The following is a 20,919-nucleotide window of genomic DNA, read 5'->3' as shown; positions in this document are numbered from 1 at the left end:
CCGCGATCAGCCGCACTGCCAGAGGAACCTGCCCTGCCCGGTCTTCTCGTCCAGGTAGGCGTAGCCGATCCCCAGGTCGCCGAAGTTCAGCTCGAACGGCGCGTCCGAGCTGTCCAGCTGCAGCACGAACCGCCAGTCCCCCGGCTCGTCGGGCTCCTCCTCGCCCTGCAACCACTCCGGCTCGCCCCACAGCGCGCTGCCGAACTCGCCGCTGTGCGGCTCGGTCTCCACCTGGTGGTCGGGCCCGAACATCGGCCCCCGGCGGATCCGGGCCAGCTGGTAGAAGTCCGCGGGCTCACCGGGCTGGGCGAACAAGGCGTTCTCCCCGCCCGCGGGTTCGTGGGTGCCGTCGACGAAGTCCTCCTCGTCGGTGATGAACAGGTACGCCAGCCGCGGCTCGTCGCCGGGCAGCCGGATCTGGCCGACGAACCGCATCGGCCTGCCGGTCTCGGCCGACAGCGGCCAGGTCGGCTCCTCCAGCCACACCGGCTGGCCGCCGAACTTCGTGACCGGCTCGGTGATCGGTTCCGCCGCCTCGGTGAAGCGGATGGTGAGCTTGCTGCGCATGCGGTGTCCTCACTGAAGTTCTCGTCCCCCGCCGAAGACGGTAGTGATGCGCACCGACGCCGAGGGCTGGGTCTGGCGGAATTCAACCGGCAGGCGGCAGGTTCACCCGGTGAACAGCTGGGCGACCTTGCGCACCAGCTCGTACACGCCGTACGCGAAGGGCAGCCCGACCCACAGCCAGACCGCGGCCATCAGCACCCGCCGGTTCATCGCGACACCTCCGGTTCGTGGAACCTCGGATCGACCGGACGCACGAACTCGTTGGCCACGAATCCCACCACCAGCAAGCCGATCATGATGTAGAGCGAGGTCGAGTACAGGCCCGGCCCCTGAGCGCCTGCCGCCTCCCCGGCGTCGGCGACGGCGTTGACGATCAGCGGCCCGAGCACCCCGGCCACCGACCACGCGGTGAGCAGCCTGCCGTGGATCGCGCCCACCTGGAAGCTGCCGAACAGGTCCTTGAGATACGCCGGGACGGTCGCGAATCCCCCGCCGTAGAAGGAAAGGATCAGCATCGCGCACAGCACGAACACCGGTACCCCGGACGCGCCGAAGGCGACGATCCCCAGGTACAGCAGCGCACCGCCGCCGAGGTAGAGCCGGTAGATGTTCTTTCGCCCCAGGTAGTCCGATGTGGACGACCACGCGAACCGACCGGCCATGTTGGTCAGCGACAGCAGGGCGACGAACCCGGCGGCGGCACCCGCGGCGACCGGAGCGGCACCGGCGGCGGAGAAGTCCACGATCATCGGAGCGGCCTTCTCCAGGATGCCGATCCCCGCGGTCACGTTGCAGCACAACACGATCCACAGCAGCCAGAACTGCGGCGTGCGCAGGGCGTTGCCCGCCGAGACCTCCGCCTTCGTGATCATCGCCCGGGTGGACTCCGGCGGCTGCCACCCCGCGGGCCGCCAGCCCTCCGGCGGTACCCGGACCAGAACCACGCCCAGCGACATGAAGACCGCGTAGACCACGCCGTGCACGAGGAACGTCAGCGCGATCCCGCCGGTGTCCGAACCGAACGAACCGAGCAGCTGCGTCGACCACGGCGAGGCGATGAGCGCACCACCGCCGAACCCCATGATCGCGATGCCGGTGGCCATCCCCGGCCGGTCCGGGAACCACTTGATCAGCGTGGACACCGGCGAGATGTAGCCGATGCCCAGCCCGATCCCGCCCACGAAGCCGTAACCGAGCACCACCAGCCAGTACTGCCCCAGCGCCACGCCCAGCGCCGAGAGCAGGAACCCGGCCGAGAAGCACAGCGTGGACACCGCCATCGCCCAGCGCGGCCCCCGGCGTTCGACGACCGTCCCGCCGAACGCGGCCGACAACCCGAGCATCACGATCCCCAGCTGGAACGGCAGCGCGCTCAGCGTGCCGGACAGCCCGAGCGCGTCCTCCAGCGGCGGTTTGAACACGCTCCACGCGTAGACCTGGCCGATCGACAGGTGCACCGCGAGCGCGGCGGGCGGCACCAACCACCGGTTCCAGCCCGCGGGCGCGACGATGCGGGAACGGTCGAGCAGCTCTGCGACCACGGCGGCTCCTCAGTGCGCGCTGGGCTTCGGGATCACAGACTTGCGCATGTCCGCGCCGCCACGCCAGAGCCGCGCCGATCGTCTTCCGGCCAGTGGGCACATCGTCCCGCTGCGCGAAACCGCGGGACGAGAAAGTTGCCATCGGCGCGTTTAGGCTGTGACACGCGACGTGGCAGTGGCGATGTCAGTGCTGCGAGGGGAGGTCCGGATGGGACGGGTCACCGTGCGACGGCCGGTGCTGCGCATCAACGCGGACGGTGTCCGGCGGCGCCCGGATTCGCTGGCCGCGGAGGAACCGCTGGAGATCCGGGTGCAGTCCCGGGCACTGAGCGTCACCATGCGGACACCGGGCAGCGACGTGGAACTCGCGCACGGCTTCCTGCTCACCGAAGGCGCCATCCACGACCGGGACGACGTGGCCGGAGCGCGGTTCTGCGACAGCCCCGGGCCGGACGGCCGAAACACCTACAACGTCCTCGACGTCCACCTCGCACCCGGCGTGCCCCCGCCGGATCCGTCCGTGGAGCGCAACTTCTACACCACGTCGTCGTGCGGCGTCTGCGGGAAGGCCGCACTGGACTCGGTGCGGCTCAGCACCCGCCACCGGCCGGCGGGCGACCCGCTGCGCATCCGCGCGGACGTGCTGGCCGACCTGCCCGGCAAGCTCCGCTCCGCGCAGCGGGTCTTCGACACCACCGGCGGCCTGCACGCGGCGGGCCTGTTCGCCGCCGACGGCTCGCTACTGGCCGTGCGCGAGGACGTCGGCAGGCACAACGCCGTCGACAAGGTGCTCGGCTGGGCGCTGCTGGAGGGCATGATCCCGCTCAGCGGGCACGTGCTGATGGTCTCCGGGCGCGCGTCCTTCGAACTGGTCCAGAAAGCGGCGATGGCGGGGCTGCCGATGCTATCGGCGGTGTCGGCACCGTCCGCGCTGGCGGTGGACCTGGCCGAGGAACAGGGCATGACGCTGGTCGGCTTCCTGCGCGGCCGGTCCATGAACGTCTACACCGGATTCGAACGGGTCGTGACAGACGTCTCGTGACCAACTCCGGGAACCGAGCAGTGCGGGCCCTCCTCGTTGGCAGGATGGGACCGGGAGTCCGGCGACGGGAGGGGCATGGAGCACCGCGAACCGGCGAAGGCACCGCTGGTGCCCCGCCGAACCGTGCTCGCCTCCGGGCTGGCCGGTGCCGCGGCGCTCGGCCTCGGGCTCTCCGGTGACACGTTCACCGTCGCCGGGGAGGCCAAGCCGCTGGCCGGTGAGCCCAACGTGTCCCTCGAACGCGTCCACTCCCAGGCCCGCAACCGCGAGGTCAACCTGGTCCTGATGTACCCGGAAGGCGTTGCGCGCAGCGGACTTCCGGTGTGCCTGATGCTGCACGGCCGGTTCGGCGACGCGCGCCGGTCCGCGCACGGCCTGCCGACCTGGCTGAGCCGGGCGGTCGCCGCGGGCGAGGTGCCGCCGTTCGCCTTCCTCGCCGTCGACGGCGGCGGCAACAGCTACTGGCACCGCCACCCCGGCGACGATCCGATGTGGATGTTGCTCGACGAGGTCCCGCGCTGGCTCGCCGAACGCGACCTCGGCGGCGACGACGGCCAGCCGTTCGCGGTCTCGGGCATCTCGATGGGCGGCTTCGGCGCGCTGCTCTACGCGCGGCGCAGGCACGAGCACGACAGCCCGCTGCGCGCGGCGGCGGTGGTCTCGCCCGCGCTGATCACCAGCTGGCAGGAGATGCGCAAGCGCAAGGCGTTCGTCGACGAGGCCGAATGGGCCGGGATGGACCCGCTGCGCCACATCCCCGAACTCGGCAACGTGCCGCTGGGCGTCTGGTGCGGCACCGGCGACCGGTTCATCAAGGGCACCCGCCGGTTCATCTCGCTGACCCGGCCCGAGGTCGCCTCCACGACCCCGGGCGGGCACAACAGCCGCTACTACCGCAAGGCCCTGCCCGAGGTCGTCCGGTTCGTCGGCGGCAAGCTCGACCGGTAGGTCACACCAGCCGCAGGCGGCCGGGCTGGTAGCCGGTGGTGTGCGGTTCGCCGTCGAAGCGGTCGGCCAGCGGAACGGTCCCGTACAGCGCCCACCGCAGCATCGCAGGCCACGGCCCGTACCCGGCGTCGGTGTTGAGGTGCTCGCCGTCGGGGACCACGTCCATCTCGATCCGCAGCTCCTCGGCGAGCGCATGCGCCCGGTGCATCGGCAGGTACGGATCGCCGGTGCCGGTCACGAGCCTGGTGACGCCCCCGGCGCGGCGCAGGGTGTGCGCGTCGACCGGGTAGGGCACGATCCCGGCGGCGTCGGGGTTCTGCCACTGCGGGTCGGGCGGCGCCACCAGCAGCACGCGGTCCGCGCGGCGCGACCGGCCGTCGACGGTCGCGGCGTGGTGCAGCCACAGCGCGACCCCGCAGGAGTGCGCCGCGACGACCAGTTCCGCCTCGGCCGGGACCGCCGCCAGGTGCTCCCGCAGCACCGGCAGCCACACGTCGAGGTCGGGGCGCTCGTCACCGGGAAGAGCGGGCAGGTCGACGGTGACGCCGTGCGAGCGCAGCTGCCCGGCCAGCCACTGCTGCCAGTGCCACGGGCCGGAACCGGTCATTCCGTGTACCAGAAGGACATGCATCTCGCTCATGGCGCCGCTCCCCGGAGTCGATGATCGTGCGGCAATGATCATCTATGGGCGCGGTCGCCACCGGCCCAACCACCCCTTGGCGGAAACCACGCCACCGCATCGGGCGGTCCTGCTTGAATTTCCCCGATGTCTTCACGGAAGTTCCCGACCCGACGCGGGTTCCTCGCCGCGGCCGGAGCGGGCGCGGTCCTGGCGGGCGCGGGCGTCGCGACCGACGTCCTTCCCGGCGGGCCCTGGCTGCGCAGGCACCTCGGCCTCACCGGCGCGGACGGCGTGGTGCCGCAGGCGCCCGCCCAGGCCGAGTTCGTCTCCCGGCGCAGCGCGGCGCGCTCGCGCGAGGTGGAGCTGATGATCACCGCTCCGGCCGGGTCCCGCCCGGAGCGGCTGCCGGTCTGCCTCGCCCTGCACGGCCGCGGCTCGTCGGCCCGCGGCATGGCCGGCCTGGGGCTCCCCCAGTTCCTGACGGCCCAGTTCCTGACGGCAACCGGGGCCAGGCCGTTCACCGTGGTCGCCCCGGACGGCGGCGAGCACTACTGGCACGACGACGGCGCGGGCGACGACCCGATGCGGATGCTGCTGGAGGAGATCCCGGTCTGGCTGGCCGAACTCGGCCTCGCCGCGCCGAGCGCGGCCCTGGGCATCTCCATGGGCGGGTTCGGCGCGCTGAGCCACCCGGCGCCGCTGAAGGCGGTCATCTCCCCCGCCCTGTTCGGTTCCTGGGAGGAGTCCCGCCCGCTCAACGCCTTCCCCGCACGCGAGGTGTGGGAGGCGAACGACCCGCTGCGCCACGCCGCCCGCATCGACGGCCGCGGCCTCGGGATCTGGTGCGGAACGGCCGACGTCTTCTACGAACGGGCGCTCGACCTGGCGGACCGGACGAACGCCGTCGTCACCTCGTTCGAACCCGGCGACCACACCGACGGCTACTGGCGCCGGGCCCTACCGGACGCGCTGCGCTACCTGGGCCAACGCTTGGCCTGAGGCGACCGCGCAACGCGCGTCCGGGACCGCCTACGCGGACTTCTCGCGGCGTTCGCGGCGGGTGGCCTGCCGCGCCACGATCGTCGGGTTCACGTTCTCGCGAACGGTCTGCTCGGTGATGACGACCTTGGCGACGTCGGAGCGGCTCGGGATGTCGTACATCACCGGCAGCAGGACCTCCTCCAGGATCGCCCGCAGCCCGCGCGCACCGGTGCCGCGCAGGATCGCCTGGTCGGCGATGGCCTCCAGCGCGGTCTTGGTGAACTCCAGCTCGACGTTGTCCATCTCGAACAGCCGCTTGTACTGCTTGATCAGCGCGTTGCGCGGCTCGGTCAGGATCTGCACCAGGGACGGCTTGTCCAGGTTCGTCACGCTGGCCACCGTGGGAAGCCGGCCGATGAACTCCGGGATCAGCCCGAACTTGATCAGGTCCTCCGGCATGACGTCGGCGAAGTGGTCGGCCTCGTCGAGCTCGGACTTCGACCGCAGGTCGGCGCCGAAACCGATGCTGTGCTTGCCGACCCGCTCCTCGACGATCTTCTCCAGACCGGCGAACGCACCCGCGACGATGAACAGCACGTTGGTGGTGTCGATCTGGATGAACTCCTGGTGCGGGTGCTTGCGCCCGCCCTGCGGCGGCACGCTCGCGGTGGTGCCCTCCAGGATCTTCAGCAGCGCCTGCTGCACGCCCTCGCCGGAGACGTCGCGGGTGATCGACGGGTTCTCGCTCTTGCGGGCGATCTTGTCGACCTCGTCGATGTAGATGATGCCGGTCTCGGCGCGCTTGACGTCGTAGTCGGCGGCCTGGATGAGCTTGAGCAGGATGTTCTCGACGTCCTCGCCGACGTAGCCCGCCTCGGTCAGCGCCGTGGCGTCGGCGATCGCGAACGGGACGTTGAGCATCTTGGCGAGGGTCTGCGCGAGGTAGGTCTTGCCGCAGCCGGTGGGGCCGAGCATCAGGATGTTCGACTTGGCCAGCTCCACGGCCTCCTCGCGGCTGTCGCGCGTGGTGCGCTCGCCGACCTGGATCCGCTTGTAGTGGTTGTAGACCGCCACCGAGAGGTTGCGCTTGGCCGCGTCCTGACCGATCACGTACTGGTCGAGGAACTCGTGGATCTCGGCCGGTTTGGGGAGTTCGTCGAGCTTGACCTCGCCCGCCTCGGCCAGCTCCTCCTCGATGATCTCGTTGCAGAGATCGATGCACTCATCGCAGATGTACACGCCGGGGCCGGCGATGAGTTTCTTGACCTGCTTCTGGCTCTTCCCGCAGAAGGAGCACTTCAGCAGGTCGCCGCCGTCACCGATACGTGCCATGACCGCTGACCCCGTCCCCTCCGGCGCGCCGTCCGGTGGCGCGCCTGACCGTATGTGCCTTCGACGGTACCTGCCGTTCCCCGGGTTCGGGGAGACTCACAGTGTCCGCCACACGCCGAGCACGACGTGCCTCGCATCGTGCCCGGCGTGTCGCCGCCTGAACCTGCTCACCCTTGCGGAGCAGTCGCGGAACCGGCTGAGACGGGCCCGAATGTGACCAGCGTCTCACCGTATCGCGTCCGGCGTGTCTCAGGACTTCTGAGCCGAGAGCTTCCGGTACGGCAGCACCTCGTCGATGATGCCGTACTCCAGCGCCTGCTCGGCGGTCAGGATCTTGTCCCGCTCGATGTCCTCGCGCACCTGCTCCGCGCTGCGGTTGGTGTGCTTGGCCAGCGTGGCCTCCATCTGCTCCCGCATCCGCTGCACCTCGTTGGCCTGGATCTCCAGGTCGGAGACCTGACCGTAGATGCCCTCCGTCGCGGGCTGGTGGATCAGCACCCGCGAGTTCGGCAGCGCCATCCGCTTGCCCTTGGTGCCCGCGGCGAGCAGCACCGCGGCGGCCGAGGCGGCCTGCCCGAGGCAAACGGTTCGCACGTCCGGGCGAACGTACTGGATCGTGTCGTAGATCGCCATCAGCGCGGTGAACGAGCCACCGGGCGAGTTGATGTAGATGGTGATCTCGCGGTCCGGGTCGTCGGACTCCAGGAACAGCAGCTGGGCCATCACGTCGTTCGCCGAGGCGTCGTCGACCTGGACGCCCAGGAAGACGATGCGCTCCTCGAACAGCTTGTTGTACGGGTTCGACTCCTTGACCCCGTATGCCGTGCGCTCGACGAACGAGGGCAGCACATACCGGGACTGCAAGGACTGGTACGGATTCACGTGCGAACTCCTCGTCTCAGGCGCGCGGCAGGTTGGCGGCGGTCGCGATGTGGTCCACGAAGCCGTACTCGCGGGCCTCCTCCGCGGTGAACCACTTGTCCCGGTCGGAGTCGGCGGTGATCTTCTCCACCGTCTGGCCGGTCTGCTCCGCGATCAGCTGCGCCATCTCCAGCTTGTTCTTGGCGAAGACCTCGGCCTGGATGGCGATGTCGGATGCGGTGCCGCCGATGCCCGCGGACGGCTGGTGCATCATGATCCGCGCGTGCGGCAGCGCGAACCGCTTGCCGCGGGCGCCGGCCGAGAGCAGGAACTGCCCCATCGAGGCGGCGAAGCCCATCGCCACGGTCGCCACGTCCGGCTGGATCAGCTGCATGGTGTCGTAGATCGCCATGCCCGCCGGCACCGAACCGCCGGGCGAGTTGATGTACAACGAGATGTCGCGTTCCGGGTCCTCGGCCGCCAACAGGATCAGCTGCGAGCAGATCTGGTTGGCGATGGAGTCCTCGACCTGCGAACCGAGGACGATGATGCGCTCCCGCAGCAACCGCTCGTACACCGAGTCGTTGAGCGAGAGTCCGTTCGTCGTCGACCGCATCTGCGGCGACCCGTCGGACGCCGGAACAGTCAGGTGCTGCGTCACGTCTCCCTGCCTTCTCCCACACTGGGCGTCTTCCACGGGGTGAGCCTGCCCACCGTGGAGGTCTCGGTTTCCACAGTGGACCACGACGACCCCGCACGATGTCGCGTTTCCCGTTCGGGTGATCCGCTACGACAGACCCTAACGAAAGTGGACGGCACCAGCTTCCCAGTACCGCCCACGTTCGCTCAGAGCATGTCTATTCAGGTGTCCGCGCGGCCGTCACTCCGCCTTGGCGTCGGCCTTCGGCTCCTGCTCGGCGGTCTCCTCGGACTGCTCCTCGGCACCGGCCTGCGGACCGAACAGCTCGTCGAGGTCCAGCTCGTTGCCCGCCTCGTCGGTCACGGTCGCCTGGCGGACCACCGAGAACAGCGCCTTGCTGCGCCGGACGTCGGCGTAGATCGCGCCGAGCTGACCGGACTGCTGGGCCTGCTGGACGTACTGGTCCGGGCTCACGCCGAACCGCTGCGCCTGGTAGATGATCCGCTCGGTCAGCTCGTTGTCCGAGACCGACACGTCCTCGGCGTCGGCGATGGTGTCCAGCACCAGCTGGGTGCGGACCGCCTTCTCCGCCTCCTCGCGGGTCTCGGCGTCGAACTGCTCGCGGGTCTGGCCCTGCTGCTCCAGCCACTCGCCGAAGCGGTCCTGGTCGTGGTCGAACGGGTGGATCGCGTCGTGCTCGCGCACCTCGATCTCGGACTCGACGACCTTCTCCGGCAGCGGGACCTCGACGGTCTCCAGCAGCGCCTCGAGGATCTTGTCCCTGGCCTGCATGCCCTGCTGCATCCGCTTGACCCGGCCGAGCCGCTCGCGCAGGTCGGCGACGAGCTCGTCGACTGTGTCGAACTCGCTGGCCATCTGCGCGAACTCGTCGTCGGCCTCCGGCAGGTGCCGCTCCTTGACCGAGTTCAGCTTGACGGTCACCTCGGCCTCCTTGCCGGCGTGCTCACCGGCGACGAGGGTGGTGGTGAAGGTGTTGGTGTCGCCCTCGCTCTGGCCGATCAGCGCGTCGTCGATGCCGTCGATGAGCTGGCCGGAACCGATCTCGTAGGACAGGCCGCTGGTCTGCGCGTCCTCGACCTCCTGGCCGTCGACGGTGGCCGACAGGTCGATGCTGACGAAGTCGCCCTGCTGGGCGGCGCGCTCGACGCCGGTCAGCGTGCCGAAGCGGGCGCGCAGCTCGTCGAGCTGCTCGGACACCTCGTCCTCGGTGACCTCGACGTCGTCCACGGTGACCTTCAGCTCGCCGAAGGCGGGCACGGTGATCTCCGGGCGGACGTCCACCTCGGCGGTGAACTCGATGACGTCGCCGTCCTCGATCTTGGTCACCTCGATGTCCGGGCGACCGAGGGTGCGGACCTCGCTGCTGTTGACCGCTTCCAGGTACTTGGCCGGGACCGACTCGTTGACGACCTCGTCGAGCACGGGGCCACGACCGATGCGGCTCTCCAGCACCCGGGCCGGAACCTTGCCCGGCCGGAAACCGGGGATGCGGACCTGCTTGGCCAGTGCCTTGTACGCGCGGTCGAAGTTCGGCTTGAGCTCGTCGAACGGCACCTCGACGTTGATCCGTACGCGCGTCGGGCTCAGGTGCTCGACGGTGCTCTTCACGTGGTCTCCTAGTGCGAACGTGCTTCGAACCCCGGCGGTGCCAGTAGGAGTGGCCTCGCGCCACGTCCGTCGACGCCGGGCTGACCTCCGAGTCTATTGCTTGCACGTCGAGTACCCGGTTCGGGGTTCCCAACCACCCCGATCGGGTGACTCCAGTCCGCTCGGCCCGGGCCGCGGCGTGTTTCAGTGGAGGTGTGCACGACACCCCGCCTGTCCAGGAAACCTGCGCCGCGCTCGCGGAGCGCCACCGCGAGCCGCTGCCCGGCACCGCGGCCGTCGCGCGGAGCTGGCTGTGCCTGGAGCAGCGCGGGCCGTGGGGGCACAACGCGCTGGTGCAGAGCCACCTGGACCCGGACCTCGGCCGCGCCCTGGACCGGGCCGCCGCCGCGGCGGGCGTCCGCGTCCAGCTCATCCGCCGTCCCGGCAGGCACGCCGACGAGCCGAGCGCCGGGCCGCGACGCGTCTACCTCGCCCACACCGGGCCGGACGCGAGCTGGCTGCGCACCGCCGACATCACCGATCCCGCGGACCTGCTCGGGCTCGACTTCGACGGCGTCGGGCGCGGCGAGCACGGCGGCTGGGGGCGGCCGGCCTCCGGGCCGGTGCTGCTCGTGTGCACCAACGGGCGCCGCGACCGCTGCTGCGCCCTGCTCGGCCGCGAGCTGATCACCGACCTCGGCGGGCGGCACGGCGAAGCGGTCTGGGAGACCACGCACACCGGCGGCCACCGGTTCGCCCCGGCCGCGGTCCTGCTGCCCAGCGGCTACACCTACGGCAGGCTGCGCGGGCACACGGCGGACGCGGCGCTGTCGGCCGCGGCGGCGGGCAAGCTCGTCCTGGAGCACTGCCGGGGCCGGTCCACCTGGAGCCACGCCGGGCAGGTCGCCGAGCTCGCCGTGCGCGAACACGTCGGCGAATACCTGGTCAACGCCCTGCGGGTCACTGGGGAGGACGGGGACCGGGTCCGGGTCGAGCACCAGGACGGGCGGGCCTGGGACGTGACGGTCCACCAGTACGAGCTGGACCCGCCCCGCCCGAACAGCTGCGGGAAGGCGGCCGTCCGGCCGACGACGCACGTCGCGGTCAGCGTCAGCGCCCCACCAGAGCCGGCCCCGCGGTCGTCGGCGTCACCGCGGTGATGACCCCCTCCGCCGGGGACACCATCGACGGGGCCGGGCCCCGCACGAGCAGCGACACCCCGACCAGGACGACCACCACAGCGCCGAGCACCGCGCACACCACCACCGCGGGGAGGTGAGCGCGCATCGGAACACCCAAGGCATTGCGCACGATCGGGGAATCGGCGGGATCGCCACCGCCGTTACCAACCGTCGCGACGGCCGCGATCCGCATCACGATCAGTAACACCCGCAGGCCAGCGCCACCGCGGAAAAGAACGAGGGCGACGGGTCCGCGTCGAACGCGAACACCCGTCGCCCACCGGAGTCGGGGTGGCGGGATTTGAACCCACGGCCCCTCGCACCCAAAGCGAGTGCGCTACCAAGCTGCGCCACACCCCGTCTGAACAGCAACGCCACCGGAAGGACCCGGTGCGTTGCGAGCAGCCTATCGCGACCCGCTAAGCTGGGGCACGCAAGGTCGCGAACCAGCCGTCGGTTAGGCTGCCGGAGTCGGTCAGGCCGCCGGACCAGCTGCCGGACAGGGTGCTGTCGGCTGGATGCAGTCGGCAGTGTTTAAACCGGTAGGGTTCGAAACCGAGCACGCGGGCGTAGCTCAATGGTAGAGCCCCAGTCTTCCAAACTGGCTACGCGGGTTCGATTCCCGTCGCCCGCTCCGAGGCTGAGAGGCCCGTGTCCGCTTGCGCGGACCGGGCCTCTTCGCCATTTTCGTCCATTGTGGACAAAACTCGGCCGCGCCCGCACGGCTCGCGTCGCCGTTGGCTCCGCCACCCGCACCGCGCAGCGAGGCGACCCCATACAGTCCAACCCGTGACTGATATGGCTCATGCGGATCAGGTTCGTAATCACTCCCGTTGGCGGGAGGGGTGGGGGCCCGGGCGGACCAGCTATGCGTGGTTGCTCGGGCTTTCCGATCAGAGCGGGTTGCGGACGCTCGTGAACGAGTACCAGCGGGCGTTGCAGGACCTGCCCGGGTTCGATCTCGTTCCCCTCGAGTGGATGCACATCCTCGTGCAGGAGGCCGGGTTCACCGACGAGATCGACGAGTCGCTGGTCGGGCCCATGGTGGAGGCCGTGCGGGCCCGGATCGCCGGGACCGGGCCGCTGTCGCTGGCCTTCCACCGGGCCGTCGTGCTGCCCGAGTCGCTTTCGCTGCCCGCCGAGCCGCAGTCGTCGCTGCACGAGCTCCGCGATTCGGTGCGCTCCGCGCTCGGCGAGGTGCTCGGGGCCGTGCCCGCCGAGCCCGAGGAAAGCGACCGGCACGTCAACCTCGCGCACTCCACCTCCGAGGGGCCGGCGATCTTCGCCGTGGCCACGCTGGGCGCGACCGTGGTCGAACCCACCACGGTGCGGGTTCCCTCGCTGTCGCTGGTGCGGCTCAGCCGGGACCACTCGACGTCCGAGTGGGAGGTCGTCACCGAGGTCCCGTTCGGCGGCTGACCACCCCGCGAGAAGCGAAAATGGCTCGCAACCGTGGGCCGGTTCGCGATAGGAACCGGACATGGCCGACCTGATCACCCGCACGCTCACCGGCACCGGGACCGACGACTACTTCGCGGTGCTGCGGGCCGCGTTCCTGACCGACGAGTCCCTGGAGCAGTTCCAGGAAATCCTCGATCCGGACCGCTCCCACGGGGTCTTCGACGGGTCCGAGCTGATCGGCGTGTGCAGCAGGCTCGCGCCGGAGATGACGCTGCCCGGCGGAACCCGCTCACCGGTAGCCGCCGTCACGGCGGTCGGGGTCAAGCCCGGACACCGGCGGCGCGGCGTGCTGACGAGCCTGATGCGCGCGCAGCTGCACGGGCTGCACGACGACCGGGGCGCGCCGATCGCGGCGCTGTTCGCGTCCGAGGGCGCGATCTACGGCCGGTTCGGCTACGGGGTCGCCAGCTACGAGGTCAAGCTCGCCGTCCCCGGCGGCGCCCCCTTCCTCTCCACTGTGGACACCGGGACCCAGCCCGTGCGGGAGGTCCCGCGCGCGGACGCGCTGGAGATCATCCGCGGGCTCTACCCCGCCGCGACCAGCACCGGCTGGCTGACCCGCGACGACGGCACCTGGGAGTTCCGCGTCGCCGACGACCGCAACGCCTCCGGCGGGCAGGGCAAGCTGCACTACGCGGTGCATCCCGGCGGCTTCGCCCTCTACCGGCCCGAACGCGGCTGGACCGAACGCGGCCCGGACTTCAAGCTGCACGTCGAGGAACTGGTCGCGACCACCCCGCAGTCCTACGCCGCCCTCTGGCGGTACCTGCTCGACGTCGACCTGGTCGGTGAGGTGCACCAGAACAAGGCCGCGGTGGACGAGCCGATCACGCACCTGCTGGCCAACCCGCGCGCGGCGATCCGGCGGGTGGCCGACGGCCTGTGGGTGCGGCTGGTGGACGTCGACCGCGCGCTGCCGGCGCGCCGCTACTCGGCCCCGCTGGACCTGGTCTTCGAGCTGACCGACGCCTTCTGCCCGTGGAACGCGGGCCGCTGGCGGCTGACCGCCGGTGACGACGGCGTCGCGGAGGTCCGCCGCACCGGCGAATCCGCCCAGCTGGAGCTGGACACCGCCGATCTGGCGAGCGCTTTCCTCGGCGGCAACACGCTGACCGCGCTGCACCGGACCGGGCGGATCACCGAACTGGAGCCCGGTGCGCTCCGGCGCGCGTCGGCCGCTTTCGCCACCGACCGCGCGCCGCACTGCCCGGAAGGTTTCTGAGGCCTTGCCGAACCGCGCGCTCCTGGTGATGGATGTCCAACGAGACATCGTGGACCTCGCCGACGACGGCTCCGGATACCTGGCACGTCTGCGCCGGGCGATCGACGGCGCCCGCGCCGCTGGCATGCCGGTGATCTACGTGGTCGTCGAACTGCGGCCGGACGATCAGGAAGTGAGTCCCCGCAACCGGCCGCTGACCGCCGCCGCGCGAGCGGGTCTGTTCCGCGAGGGCGACCCCGGCACGGAGATCCACCCCGACGTCGCGCCGCACCCGGGCGATGTCACGGTCACCAAGCGGCGCGGGAGCGCGTTCTCGGGCAGCGATCTCGATCTCGTCCTCCGCGCCCGCGGTATCCAGGAACTCGTGCTCACCGGCATCGCCACCAGCGGTGTCGTGCTGCACACCGCGTGCCGGGCCAACGATCTGGACCTCGGCCTCACCGTGCTGGCCGACGCCTGCCTCGACACCGACCCCGAGGTGCACCGGGTGCTCATCGAGAAGCTGTTCCCGCAGTGGGCCGACGTCGTCTCCGTCGAGGAATGGCTTCAGCCCGCCTGGCAGGACGGGCACCAGTAGAGCTTGCGGCCGACGAGGTCGGCGGTGGCCACCGGCGTCCCGCACACCAGGCAGGGCATCGCGGCGCGGCGGTAGACGTAGACCTCGCCGCCGTGCCGGTCCTCGCGCGGCGGCCTGCCGGTGACCTCCGGCTCGTGCTCGGGCCGCACGGTGTCGATCCGTCCGACCCGCACGCCGTCGGCCATCAGCTCCACCAGGTCCGCCCAGATCAGCTCCCACTGCTCGCGCGGGAGCTCGCGGCCGGGCGTGTACGGCGGGATGCCGTGGCGGAACAGCACTTCGGCGCGGTAGACGTTGCCGACCCCGGCGAGCACCTTCTGGTCGAGCAGCAGCGCGGCGATGCTGGTCCGGGACCGGGAGATCCGCCGCCAGGCGCGGTCCGGGTCGGCGTCGGCGCGCAGCGGGTCGGGCCCGAGCCGGTCGCGCAGCGCGGCGACCTCGGCGTCGGTGAGCAGCTCGCACGCGGTCGGTCCGCGCAGGTCGGTGCCGTGGGTGCCGCCGACGAGCCGCATCCGCACCTGGCCGCGCGGTTCCGCCAGCGGGAGCTCGAACTCGGTGAACGTGCCGTACAGGCCGAGGTGGACGTGGACGATCCGGTCCGGGCCGTGGAAGTGGAACAGGTGCTTGCCGTGCGCCTCCGCACGCTCCAGCACCGAGCCGTCGAGGACCGAGGCGCTCGCGGCGAACCTGCCCTGCGGGCTCTGCACGCGAACGGCCGTCCCGGCGTAGCGCTTCTGGTGCAGTCCGGCGAGCCGGTGCAGCGTGTGACCTTCAGGCATGGGGCGGACCACTTCCGGAGTCGGTTCGTGCGGGGACCCCGCGAGCACAAGTTAGAGCACGATCGACGCGGCCGGGCACGCACCGGCCGCCGTGCCCGACCGCGAGGTCGGGACACGGCGGCCGGACTCCGACGTGATCAGTTGCCCGGCAGCGCCGGGGGCTCACCGGTCCGCTCGTAGTCGGACAGCAGGTCGATGCGGCGCTGGTGCCTGCCGCCCTCGAACTCGGTCTCCAGGAACGCCGCGACGATCGCCTCGGCCTCCTCGACGGTGTGCATCCGCGCACCGATGCCGGCCAGCAGCGCGTTGTTGTGCTGCCGCGCGAGCTTCGCGGTCTCCACGCTCCAGGTCAGCGCGGCGCGGGCGCCGGGGACCTTGTTCGCGGCGATCTGCTCGCCGTTGCCGGAACCGCCGAGCACCAGCCCGAGGCTGCCCTCGTCGGCGACGACCCGGCGGGCGGTCTCCACGCAGAACGGCGGGTAGTCGTCCTGCGCGTCGTATTCGGCGGGGCCGATGTCGGTGACCTCGTGGCCGTGCTCGGCCAGCCACTTCGCCAAGTGGTTCTTGAGTTCGAATCCTGCGTGATCAGAGCCTAGGTAGACGCGCACGCGGGCAGTCTGCCAAACGGGCGACAGCTGGTCCGCACCCCGGTTAGGGTTGGGGTCCATGACCGGGCACGAAGTGCGCTTCGAGTGGGGCATCGACGGGGTTCGGGCGCTGGCGCCGGAGAGCGCCGCACTGGTCGTGGTGGACGTGCTTTCGTTCAGCACCGCGGTCGACGTCGCCACCGGCACCGGCGCGAAGGTCCTTCCGCTGCGGTGGAACGACGAGCGCGCGAGCCGCGCGGCCCAGCGCAGCGGCGCGCTGCTCGCCCGCCCGCGCAGCAGCACCGAGTGGTCGCTGAGCCCGTCGTCGCTGCTCAGCCTCACCCCGGACGTGCTGCTCGCGCTGCCGTCGCCGAACGGCGCGACGCTGTGCGCGGAGGCGGCGGAGTTCGGCGTCGAGGTCTTCGCGGGCTGCCTGCGCAACGCCTGGGCGGTGGCCGAGGCCGCCCAGCGGCGGGGTGGGCCGATCGGCGTGGTCGCCGCGGGCGAGGGCTCCCGTCCGGCGGTCGAGGACGCGCTCGGCGCGGGAGCGGTCATCGCGGCGCTGGCCGGGACGCGGTCCCCCGAGGCAGAGGTCGCCGCCGCGGGCTACGAGGCGGTGTCGCACCGGCTGAAGGCGCTGCTCGCCGAGTCGGTCTCCGGCCGCGAGCTGACCGGCTGGGGGTTCGCCCACGACGTCGCGCTGGCCGCCGAGCTCAACACCAGCGGTACCGCACCCAGGCTGCGCGACGGCCGCTTCGAGGCGTCGTGACCGGGTGGCGCGAGATCGCCGACGGTGTGCTGATCCGCCGGTACGCCGAGCTGGACCTGACCGTCGGCCTGGTCGTCGGCGCCGAGCAGGCGCTGGTCGTGGACACCCGCGGCGACCACGTTCAGGGCGCCGAGCTCGCCGCGGCCGTCCGGCAGGTGACGCCGCTGCCCTGGCAGATCGCGATCACGCACGGCCACTTCGACCACTGCTTCGGCACCGCGGCCTTCCTGCCGGCACCGGTGTGGGCGCACGAGCGCTGCGCGCTCCACCTCCGCCGCACGGCCGAGGATCAACGCGCCGAGTGGATCGAGCACTACCGCCACGAAGCGCCGGAGACCGCCGAAGCACTGCGCACGACGACCGTCATCAGCCCGGACCGGCTCGTCGGCGACCGGGCCGAACTCGACCTCGGCGGACGCACCGCCCGGCTGCTGCACCTCGGTCCCGGCCACACCGATCACGACCTGGTCGTAGCCGCCGGTGACGTGGTCTTCGCCGGAGATCTCGTCGAGCAGGGCGCGCCACCGGACTTCTCCGACGCCCGCCCGGAACACTGGCCGTCCACTTTGGACAACCTGCTCGACCTGCGGCCGTCCGTCGTCGTCCCGGGCCACGGCGACCCGGTCGGACCGGACTTCGTCCGATCGCAGCGAGCGGAGATCGCCGCGGCGGTCGAACTCTGCCGGGCAGGGCCGCCGGAAGGCGATCTGCTGGCCCGGTCGCCGTTCCCGGAAGCGACGACCCGCGCAGTGCTGAGATCAATGAACGTTGGACGATTTCCCGATATTCACTAGTCCATCAGGAGCAATGTGCTCTGCCGTTCGTCGTCATTATCGAACCGGACGGCACCAGTTCGCCACGGCGCGCGTCATCCTCTCCAAAGCACAGCAGAACCGCTGGTGAAAGCCCGGTTCCGCTGATCCGGGGATCGAGCAGGACGGGGGCCGAGGGTGTCCGCACGCGACGAGTCGGATCCGGCAGCCAGGCGCCGGGAACTGGAGAACCGCAATGCCGCTCTGCACGGGCAGATCGACGGCATGCTGGCGGATCTGCGCAGGCGCACCGCCGAAATCCAGGAGAAGCAGGCGGAAGCGGCGCAGCGGACCCACCAGCTGACGTCCGAGGACGGCATGGTCACCGCGACCGTCGACGCCTCGGGCACCCTGCAGAAGCTCGAACTGTCCCCGAAGGCGTTCGAGCGCGGCACCCCCGACCGGCTGGCCGCGACGATCACCAGCCTGATCCGGGAAGCGACCGGCACCGCGCAGCAGTCGTTGCAGGCCGAGTTCGCCGGTCTGGCCGAGACGCCGGATCTGCCGAGCATCGTCGAAGGCGCGCCGATGCTCCAGGACTTCTTCAACAGCAGCCCGCTGTTCACCCCGCCCGACCCGGCGACCGAACGCGCGAGCCGCACGGGTTCCGAGCCGCGCGCCGCCGCGGCGCCGGAGATCGACGACTACGACGACTTCGACGACGACTCGTTCATGGACGACAGGAGGCGTCGCCGATGAGCAAGCCGATGCGCATGGAGCCCGGCGAGATCCGGGCCGGTGGCACCAAGATCGGCAACGCCGGTCAGGACTGCGAATCCGTCCACCAGAAGCTGAAGTCAGGTCTGGACGCCGAGGGCAAGTGCTGGGGCAACGACGAAGCCGGCCAGGAATTCGCCAAGGGGTACGAGAAATCGGCGAAAGACGTCGAAGAGGGCATCAAGAAGATCGCCAAGGCGCTCGGCGACATCAAGGCGAACCTCCAGCAGACCGCCGACGACGTCGAACGGCGTGACTCGGAGTCCGCCGAGAACATCGCCAACGTTCCGAAGTAACGGCTGGGGGCTGAATTCTCGTGTCGATCGAAATGCCCGACGAGGTCAAGTGGCTTTTCCCGATCGTCGTCGGCCAGTCCTGGCCGGAAGGTGACGAGGACGCGCTGCGTCGGCTCGCCGACGCCTGGCGGGCGGCGGGTCAGGGGCTCGACGGGGTCACGTCGGCGGCCAACGGTGGTGCCCAGCACGCCCAGGGGGCGATGGAGGGCCAGACCGCGGACGCCTTCAAGAAGATGTGGGAGGGGATCGGCAGCGGCGGTGAGGCCGCGCTGCCGAAGCTCAAGGAGGCGTGCGACAAGCTCGCGGAGAGCTGCGACAACAGCGCGCTGGAAGTCGAGCACACCAAGCTCACGATCATCGCTTCGCTGATCGCGCTCGCGATCCAGATCGCGGCCATGATCGCAGCGGCGTTCGTCTCCTTCGGCAGTTCCACGGCGGGTATTCCGATCGCGCAGGGCATCACTCGCGCCGTCGTCTGGCAGATCTTCAAGCAGCTCGTCATGAGCATCGCCAAGAACGTCGCGATCGAGATGGCCACCTCGCTCGCGATCGAAACGGCGGTGCAGGGCATCCAGATCGCTTCCGGTGAGCGCAAGGGCTTCGACGGCGGCAAGTTCAAGGAAGCGGCCATCAGCGGCGCCATCGGCGGAGCGGTCGGCGGCGTGTTCGAGGGCGTTGGCAAGTCGGTCGGCCGCATGGGCGGCGAGGCGGCAGGTGAGGCCGCAGGCGGCGCGGGCACTGCCGCGGGCCGGGCCGCGGGCGACGCGGCGGGTGACGCCGCCGGACAGGCGGCGCAGGCCGCGAGCGAGAGCGTTGCGAAGAACATCGGCAAGGAAGCGCTCAAGGAAGGCGTCACCGGCGCGGCCGAAGGCGCGGTCGGCAGCGTCGCCGAACAGCTGATCACCGAAGGCAAAGTCGACTGGGGCGACGTCGGCACCGGCGCCATGTCCGGCGGCGTCACCGGCGCCGGAATGGGCGGCATCGGCGCCGGCGCCGGACACATCGCGGACAAGATCAACGTGCCGGATACCGATGCCGGGGGTTCTGGGGGGTCTGGCGGGTCGGGGTCTGGGTCTGGGTCGGGTGACGGCGGTTCCGGGGCTTCCGGCAGCGGGTCGGGGGCGGGCGATGGCGGCTCGGGGTCGGGCGATAGCGGATCGGGCTCGTCGGGCAGCGGTTCCGGCTCGGGTGACGGTGGCTCCGGCTCGTCCAGCAGCGGGTCGGGGTCGGGCGACAGCGGCTCCGGCTCGTCCAGCAGCGGTTCCGGCTCGGGCGACAGCGGCTCGGGCTCGGGTGAGGGCGGCTCAAGCTCGTCCAGCAGCGACTCGGGATCGGGCAGTGGCTCGGGTTCGTCCGGTGACGGCGGTTCGTCGTCTTCTTCGGCCAGCAGCTCGTCGTCCGGCGGCGACTCGTCGTCCGGCAGCGGTTCGTCGTCCGGCGGTGGTTCGTCCACTTCGGACGGTGGCTCGTCCTCGGGTTCCGGCAGCGGTTCGTCGGATTCCGGCGACTCCTCCTCCAGCGGCGGCGGATCGTCTTCGTCCGGCAGCGACGGCGGATCTTCCGGAAGCTCGGGCGGTTCTTCCCACAGCGACGGCGGTTCCGGTTCGTCCACAATGTCCTCCGGCTCGGCTGACAGCGGGTCGTCCAGCAGTTCGCCGGGCTCCGACAGCGGCAGCTCCGGCGGTAGCGGTTCGCACGGCGGATCGTCGAGCGACTCCGGATCGTCCTCGGCCGGCTCCGGAAGCGGCGGTTCCAGCAACACCGGCGACGGCGGCTCCAGCAGCTCCGGCCCGTCGACCTACTCCGCGACGAGCGGCGATGCCGGACCGTCCGGCGGCGCCGGTGCGTCGAGCCCCGACAGCAGCTCCGGCGGAGGGTCCGGCCATTCGGCAACTCCGGATTCCGGCGGCTCGTCCGGCTCCGGCGGTTCGCCTGGGTCCAGCGGCTCCTCCGGTGGCGGATCGCACACCGGTGGCGCCGACGGCGGTTCGCCCGGCGGAGCCGGAGGCGGTGCATCGCACGGAGGCGCGGGCGCCGGTTCGGCTGCCGGTGGTGGTGTTTCTGGCGGCGGTGGCGTTTCCGGCGGCGGTGGCGGCGGAATCCCGCACGGCGGTGGCGCGGACGCGCCCACCCGCTCCCAGAACACCCCAGCTGCGACCACCTCGTCCAATGTGGACGCACCAGCGCGTCCGGAATCCGCTCCCGCCCAACCCGCCCCAGCAGCGGCCAGCGCGGGGACGTCGGCCCCCGCGGGCGGTGGAGCCATGGGTGGCGCGATGGGCGGAGCCCCCGGAGCAGGCGGAGCGCCCGGCGCGACGCCGTCCGGAGGCGGCAGCCGCCCCGGTAGCGGCGGCGGCTGGACGGGCACCGCGGCCG

The 20,919-nt window shown here is 71.2% G+C and carries 23 protein-coding genes and 2 tRNA genes; 13 read left to right on the top strand and 12 right to left on the bottom strand.

The features are described 5' to 3' along the window. Positions 1-6: 6 nt before the first annotated feature. The 3 genes from ABD691_RS02800 to ABD691_RS02795 all read right to left on the bottom strand — a co-directional run bounded on the left by ABD691_RS02800 (position 7) and on the right by ABD691_RS02795 (position 2,108). A complete protein-coding gene (locus tag ABD691_RS02800; protein ID WP_344677745.1) occupies positions 7-567 on the bottom strand; it encodes a YwqG family protein in 561 nt (186 codons plus the stop codon). Between the two features lie 102 nt (positions 568-669). Further along, positions 670-777, bottom strand: a complete 108-nt coding sequence (locus tag ABD691_RS33670; RefSeq protein WP_425564947.1) for an MFS transporter small subunit — start codon at positions 775-777, stop codon at positions 670-672. Further along, positions 774-2,108 (bottom strand): L-lactate MFS transporter, encoded by a 1,335-nt coding sequence (locus tag ABD691_RS02795; RefSeq protein ID WP_344677744.1) that lies wholly within the window; start codon positions 2,106-2,108, stop codon positions 774-776. The genes ABD691_RS33670 and ABD691_RS02795 overlap by 4 nt, the downstream gene beginning before the upstream one ends. A gap of 208 nt (positions 2,109-2,316) precedes the next feature. On the opposite strand from ABD691_RS02795, the gene fdhD reads away from it, so the two are divergent. Beyond that, a complete protein-coding gene (gene fdhD / locus ABD691_RS02790) occupies positions 2,317-3,150 on the top strand; it encodes a formate dehydrogenase accessory sulfurtransferase FdhD (RefSeq protein WP_344677743.1) in 834 nt (277 codons plus the stop codon). A gap of 75 nt (positions 3,151-3,225) precedes the next feature. Next, entirely contained in the window at positions 3,226-4,098 is an 873-nt protein-coding gene (locus tag ABD691_RS02785; RefSeq protein ID WP_344677742.1) for an alpha/beta hydrolase, read from the top strand. A 1-nt stretch (position 4,099) separates the two neighbouring features. Here the strand turns inward: ABD691_RS02785 and ABD691_RS02780 are convergent, their stop codons facing one another. Further along, positions 4,100-4,738, bottom strand: coding sequence for an RBBP9/YdeN family alpha/beta hydrolase (locus ABD691_RS02780; protein WP_344677741.1), 639 nt, complete (start codon positions 4,736-4,738; stop codon positions 4,100-4,102). 126 nt (positions 4,739-4,864) lie between these two features. On the opposite strand from ABD691_RS02780, the gene ABD691_RS02775 reads away from it, so the two are divergent. Further along, on the top strand, positions 4,865-5,719 hold the full coding sequence (locus tag ABD691_RS02775) for an alpha/beta hydrolase (protein ID WP_344677740.1): 855 nt from the start codon (positions 4,865-4,867) through the stop codon (positions 5,717-5,719). A gap of 30 nt (positions 5,720-5,749) precedes the next feature. Here ABD691_RS02775 and clpX read toward each other — a convergent pair whose 3' ends face one another. The 4 genes from clpX to tig all read right to left on the bottom strand — a co-directional run bounded on the left by clpX (position 5,750) and on the right by tig (position 10,163). Further along, positions 5,750-7,033: an ATP-dependent Clp protease ATP-binding subunit ClpX gene (gene clpX / locus ABD691_RS02770; protein ID WP_344677739.1), complete on the bottom strand. Its 1,284-nt coding sequence runs from the start codon at positions 7,031-7,033 to the stop codon at positions 5,750-5,752. Between the two features lie 249 nt (positions 7,034-7,282). Next, positions 7,283-7,915 (bottom strand): ATP-dependent Clp protease proteolytic subunit, encoded by a 633-nt coding sequence (locus ABD691_RS02765; RefSeq protein WP_344677738.1) that lies wholly within the window; start codon positions 7,913-7,915, stop codon positions 7,283-7,285. 16 nt (positions 7,916-7,931) lie between these two features. Further along, positions 7,932-8,510, bottom strand: a complete 579-nt coding sequence (locus ABD691_RS02760) for an ATP-dependent Clp protease proteolytic subunit (protein ID WP_344678013.1) — start codon at positions 8,508-8,510, stop codon at positions 7,932-7,934. Positions 8,511-8,774: 264 nt separating this feature from the next. Beyond that, on the bottom strand, positions 8,775-10,163 hold the full coding sequence (gene tig, locus ABD691_RS02755; protein WP_344677737.1) for a trigger factor: 1,389 nt from the start codon (positions 10,161-10,163) through the stop codon (positions 8,775-8,777). A 194-nt stretch (positions 10,164-10,357) separates the two neighbouring features. Between tig and ABD691_RS02750 the strand changes: the two genes are divergently transcribed. After that, the gene (locus ABD691_RS02750; protein ID WP_344677736.1) at positions 10,358-11,302 is read left to right on the top strand and encodes a ferredoxin family protein; all 945 of its coding nucleotides are present in this window, start codon (positions 10,358-10,360) and stop codon (positions 11,300-11,302) included. On the opposite strand, the gene ABD691_RS02745 is transcribed toward ABD691_RS02750, so the two are convergent. Continuing rightward, complete coding sequence (locus ABD691_RS02745; protein ID WP_344677735.1) at positions 11,253-11,429, bottom strand: hypothetical protein; 177 nt, start codon at positions 11,427-11,429, stop codon at positions 11,253-11,255. The genes ABD691_RS02750 and ABD691_RS02745 overlap by 50 nt on opposite strands. Positions 11,430-11,609: 180 nt before the next feature. Next, a tRNA-Pro gene (locus ABD691_RS02740) sits at positions 11,610-11,683 on the bottom strand. 203 nt (positions 11,684-11,886) lie between these two features. On the opposite strand from ABD691_RS02740, the gene ABD691_RS02735 reads away from it, so the two are divergent. The 4 genes from ABD691_RS02735 to ABD691_RS02720 all read left to right on the top strand — a co-directional run bounded on the left by ABD691_RS02735 (position 11,887) and on the right by ABD691_RS02720 (position 14,583). Further along, a tRNA-Gly gene (locus ABD691_RS02735) sits at positions 11,887-11,957 on the top strand. A 269-nt stretch (positions 11,958-12,226) separates the two neighbouring features. Further along, entirely contained in the window at positions 12,227-12,742 is a 516-nt protein-coding gene (locus ABD691_RS02730; protein WP_344677734.1) for a 2'-5' RNA ligase family protein, read from the top strand. A gap of 61 nt (positions 12,743-12,803) precedes the next feature. Continuing rightward, entirely contained in the window at positions 12,804-14,006 is a 1,203-nt protein-coding gene (locus tag ABD691_RS02725) for a GNAT family N-acetyltransferase (protein WP_344677733.1), read from the top strand. A 28-nt stretch (positions 14,007-14,034) separates the two neighbouring features. Then, positions 14,035-14,583 (top strand): cysteine hydrolase family protein, encoded by a 549-nt coding sequence (locus ABD691_RS02720; protein ID WP_344677732.1) that lies wholly within the window; start codon positions 14,035-14,037, stop codon positions 14,581-14,583. Here ABD691_RS02720 and ABD691_RS02715 read toward each other — a convergent pair. Together ABD691_RS02715 and ABD691_RS02710 are read right to left on the bottom strand one after the other, a co-directional pair. Beyond that, positions 14,553-15,362, bottom strand: a complete 810-nt coding sequence (locus tag ABD691_RS02715; RefSeq protein WP_344677731.1) for an Fpg/Nei family DNA glycosylase — start codon at positions 15,360-15,362, stop codon at positions 14,553-14,555. The genes ABD691_RS02720 and ABD691_RS02715 overlap by 31 nt on opposite strands. 137 nt (positions 15,363-15,499) lie before the next feature. Next, the gene (locus tag ABD691_RS02710; protein WP_344677730.1) at positions 15,500-15,970 is read right to left on the bottom strand and encodes a ribose-5-phosphate isomerase; all 471 of its coding nucleotides are present in this window, start codon (positions 15,968-15,970) and stop codon (positions 15,500-15,502) included. Positions 15,971-16,028: 58 nt separating this feature from the next. Between ABD691_RS02710 and ABD691_RS02705 the strand changes: the two genes are divergently transcribed. The 5 genes from ABD691_RS02705 to ABD691_RS02685 form a co-directional block, all read left to right on the top strand. Then, positions 16,029-16,718 (top strand): 2-phosphosulfolactate phosphatase, encoded by a 690-nt coding sequence (locus tag ABD691_RS02705; protein WP_344677729.1) that lies wholly within the window; start codon positions 16,029-16,031, stop codon positions 16,716-16,718. Continuing rightward, positions 16,715-17,512, top strand: a complete 798-nt coding sequence (locus ABD691_RS02700) for an MBL fold metallo-hydrolase (protein WP_344677728.1) — start codon at positions 16,715-16,717, stop codon at positions 17,510-17,512. The genes ABD691_RS02705 and ABD691_RS02700 overlap by 4 nt, the downstream gene beginning before the upstream one ends. Positions 17,513-17,668: 156 nt before the next feature. After that, positions 17,669-18,229: a YbaB/EbfC family nucleoid-associated protein gene (locus ABD691_RS02695; RefSeq protein ID WP_344677727.1), complete on the top strand. Its 561-nt coding sequence runs from the start codon at positions 17,669-17,671 to the stop codon at positions 18,227-18,229. Continuing rightward, the gene (locus tag ABD691_RS02690; RefSeq protein ID WP_344677726.1) at positions 18,226-18,543 is read left to right on the top strand and encodes a WXG100 family type VII secretion target; all 318 of its coding nucleotides are present in this window, start codon (positions 18,226-18,228) and stop codon (positions 18,541-18,543) included. Before ABD691_RS02695 ends, ABD691_RS02690 begins: the two co-directional genes overlap by 4 nt. A 20-nt stretch (positions 18,544-18,563) precedes the next feature. Further along, positions 18,564-20,919, top strand: a 2,356-nt coding sequence (locus ABD691_RS02685) for a WXG100-like domain-containing protein (RefSeq protein ID WP_486374886.1), incomplete at its 3' end; no start/stop codon positions are given.

Source organism: Saccharopolyspora taberi (assembly GCF_039534165.1).
Taxonomy (GTDB): Bacteria; Actinomycetota; Actinomycetes; order Mycobacteriales; family Pseudonocardiaceae; genus Saccharopolyspora_D; species Saccharopolyspora_D taberi.
The sequence above is the reverse complement of the archived record's forward strand: the minus strand, read 5'-3'. Positions and strand labels throughout refer to the sequence as shown.